The 3,060-nt window shown below is 68.5% G+C and carries 4 protein-coding genes and 1 pseudogene; all 5 read left to right on the forward strand.

The window, feature by feature from the left end; genetic code table 11:
• Window positions 1-654, forward strand: a pseudogene (locus tag ACFW3F_RS18335) (hypothetical protein); the annotation flags it as partial.
• Between the two features lie 223 nt (window positions 655-877).
• The gene (locus tag ACFW3F_RS18340) at window positions 878-1,453 is read left to right on the forward strand and encodes a hypothetical protein (protein ID WP_388059855.1); all 576 of its coding nucleotides are present in this window, start codon (window positions 878-880) and stop codon (window positions 1,451-1,453) included.
• Complete coding sequence (locus ACFW3F_RS18345) at window positions 1,450-2,130, forward strand: hypothetical protein (protein WP_388059857.1); 681 nt, start codon at window positions 1,450-1,452, stop codon at window positions 2,128-2,130. Before ACFW3F_RS18340 ends, ACFW3F_RS18345 begins: the two co-directional genes overlap by 4 nt.
• Window positions 2,123-2,440, forward strand: a complete 318-nt coding sequence (locus ACFW3F_RS18350; protein ID WP_388059859.1) for a hypothetical protein — start codon at window positions 2,123-2,125, stop codon at window positions 2,438-2,440. Before ACFW3F_RS18345 ends, ACFW3F_RS18350 begins: the two co-directional genes overlap by 8 nt.
• Window positions 2,437-2,862, forward strand: a complete 426-nt coding sequence (locus tag ACFW3F_RS18355; protein ID WP_388059860.1) for a hypothetical protein — start codon at window positions 2,437-2,439, stop codon at window positions 2,860-2,862. The genes ACFW3F_RS18350 and ACFW3F_RS18355 overlap by 4 nt, the downstream gene beginning before the upstream one ends.
• The last annotated feature ends 198 nt before the right edge of the window (window positions 2,863-3,060 follow it).

Consider the following 3,060-nt stretch of genomic DNA (forward strand, 5'->3'; position numbering starts at 1 on the left):
TACGACGCCGGGGTGGTGTCGCTGGCGACGACTGACCGGTTCCGGCTGGCGGCAACGGAGTTGGCCACAGCCGCCCCCGCGGCGCTGGAGGCGCCGGTGTTGGTGCCGACGAAGGTCCTCGCCGCGGCCGCGGCACGGGTGGCCAAGCGCGAGGGTGCGGTGCGGGTGTACCTCGACGGCGGGAACGTGCGGCTCAGTGGCCCCGATAGTGACGTCGTGGTGCGGGCGCTGGATTGCCAGTTCCCGCGGTGGCGCAACCTGCTGCCGAGTGCTGGTGATGACCGGATGCGGGCGCGGATCGCCGCGCCGGATCTCGCGCGCCGGCTCAAGAAACTCACCTCGGTGTTCTCGGTGCGGGTCACGATGGCGGCCGAGGGTCTGCGGGTGGAGGCCGGCGACCTCGAGACCGGTCAGGTGTCTACGACCTTCGACGTGGCCGCGCACGACGTCGATGAGCGGGTGGTGGGAGTGGTGGCCGGCTACAACCCGGAGTACCTGGCGTCGCTGCTGGCGTGCGCGCCGGGGGAGGTCGAGTTGACGTGGTCACCGACCGCGCCGACGACGCGGCCGATGACCATCGAGTTCGATCGCGTGCGTCATCTGCTGATGCCGGTCCGGCTGCCCGGCGCCGAGCCGGCGGCCGCGGCCGCCTAGACCGGGTCCAGCGGGGCGCCGGCACCCACCGATCGGGGTGCCGGCGCCGAGCCGTCCCGGCAAGCCTGCAAGGGCTGTACCGGGCGGACCCCGGTATGAGGTCGGCCCGGCGTATTGCGTTGTGGGACAGCTCGAAAACTGTCGGTGGGTGTGGTTAGTGTGTGGGTTAGTTCTGGTTGAGACAGTCGGTCTTGCCGGATGATCCCGAAGGGGTGTTGTGGCGATGGATGTTGCCGAGTTGTTCGCAGAGGTCCGAGATTCGTTGGCGGATGTGTTCGCCTCGATCGAGTGGGCCGAGGATGAGATCGCGGCGGCGCAGCGGCGCTGGCCTGCTCGCGCGGATGCGCTGTTTCATTCGTTCTCCCTGATCCGGCCGCCGGTTGAGCTGTCCGAGCGGTTGAGTGTGGAACCGGTCTATCGGGCCTATGCGCGGGAGCTGCTCGATCGGGTGGGCCAGGAGCAGGACACCCGCCCCGGTACGGCGGTGGAGGTGTGTTTGGGGCTGCGGGAAGCGAGCTTGCGGGCGCCGCTGTCTCATGACGGGTTCGGGCTGTATGCGCGGATGTGGGATGCCGCCGGGCTGCCGGAGGTCGACGGAGTCACCGATATGCGCGCCCATTACGAGGCGATCAGCGCTGATGCCCTGGACGAGGCCGAAACCTACGCGCGCGGCCACATCAGCCGTCCCGACCGGGTCCTGGAGGTCACCGGGTGCTGCGGACAGCATCACGGCGTCGACGTCGCGTGCGTCTACGCCGACACCGATCCGGCCAGCACCGACGGCGAGGCCGCCGCATGAGCGCCACCGACACCGCCCACGGGTTGCCGGTGTTCTCGGTCGAGGTCACCGAGACGACCACCACCCGCTATCGGGTGCGCGCCGCCGATGCCGACCGTGCGCAGGACGTCGCGACCAACCACAACATCGACGAGGGGGGCGAGGTCGTCGCCTACGAGCGTGAGGCCGAGGCGTTCCCCGAGGCCCCCACCGAGGCGCGCAGCGCCCTGGCGGTGATCAGCGATCCCGACGCCCCACTGTCGGTGACGGTGGGTGAGATCGCTGATCAGATCCCGGCCCGCGCCGCGCAGCTGGCGTGCGCACAGATGATGACCACTCTCGGCGGTCAGGCCCAGTGGACCAGCGACACCATCGAATGGGTAGCGGCGCACCTGGTTCGTATCGCCCCGCCCTGGGTGCCGACGTTCACCGACTCCGGAAGCGCCAGCGATGGCGCGGTCGTCTTCTGGCAGAGCGTCGACCTGGCGGACACCGACAGCGCCGAGGTCGACGCAGACGCCCAGGACAGGGCCTGGCTGGGCCTGTATGAGGCGCTGGCGGATCATCGGCGGTTGGCCGAGCAGATCAGTGCGGCGTCGGAGGTGTGCGACACAGGGCTGCTGACGGCCCTGGAGATGGACGAGGTCGACTACCTCAAACGGGTGCGCGACGCTGCTGAGGGGGTGCGTCGTGGCTGATGCGAAGTACCCGCGCCGCGACGGTGACGATCCGGGCGCGCACTACATCGAGGAAGCGGTGTCGGTGTACCTGATGCGCCACCCCTCGCAGGACCGGTGGGTCATCGACCCGCTGACCCTCGGCGGGGGCGGGTTGGATTCGACCCACGACACCTACCCGTCCAACCCCAACTGCCGCTGTGAGGACGAACCGGTGTGCGACACGGTCACCGATCGGATGGCTGAGCAGCCGTTGCCGACGGGTGAGGAGCTGATGGTGATGCTCGCCGACGCGCTCGGTTATCAGGTGATCGTGGGTGAGCTGCTATGACCATCGACCAGCAGCAGGCGGCGTGCCCGGTGGTGTTCAGCGACAGCGGGGAGCGGGCGCGGGCGGCGTTGTCGTCGCATCTGACGGTGCGCAATCTCGTTGAGCGCCATACCGAGTTGGCGGCGTTGCACACCCTGTATGAGGTGATGTGCCGCAACGGGTGGGTAGCGATCCAGGTCGACATCGAAGAGTGCTCGGCGATCGAAACCCTCGCGTTGGCCGACGGCGAGCGCTGCTATCTGGGTGCCGACAACGACTTGGAGGCGATCAACGATGCGATGTTCGAGGTCGTCGGCAACTGCCCGCGACGCATCTTCCGTTACCTCGATGGCCAGTACTGGGCCGATCGCGGCGACGTGCGCGCGGCGATCGACTCGGCGCTACGCGCCCAAGTGCCCGCCGGATGGCCGCCCATCGGATAGCGCGCACTTTGACCCCGATCTTGGGGGCGGCGACACTCTGTTCGCCGCCCCCAAAATCGCAGGTCAAGAAGTGCGGTGCCGGGCGGGCCCCGGTATGAGGTCTGCCCGGTGTATTGCGTTGTGCGACATCTAGAAAGTTGTCGGTGGGTGTGGTTAGTGTGTGGGTTAGTTCCGGTTGAGACACACGGTCTTGCCGGA

Source organism: Gordonia sp. NPDC058843 (assembly GCF_042743165.1).
GTDB lineage: Bacteria > Actinomycetota > Actinomycetes > Mycobacteriales > Mycobacteriaceae > Gordonia.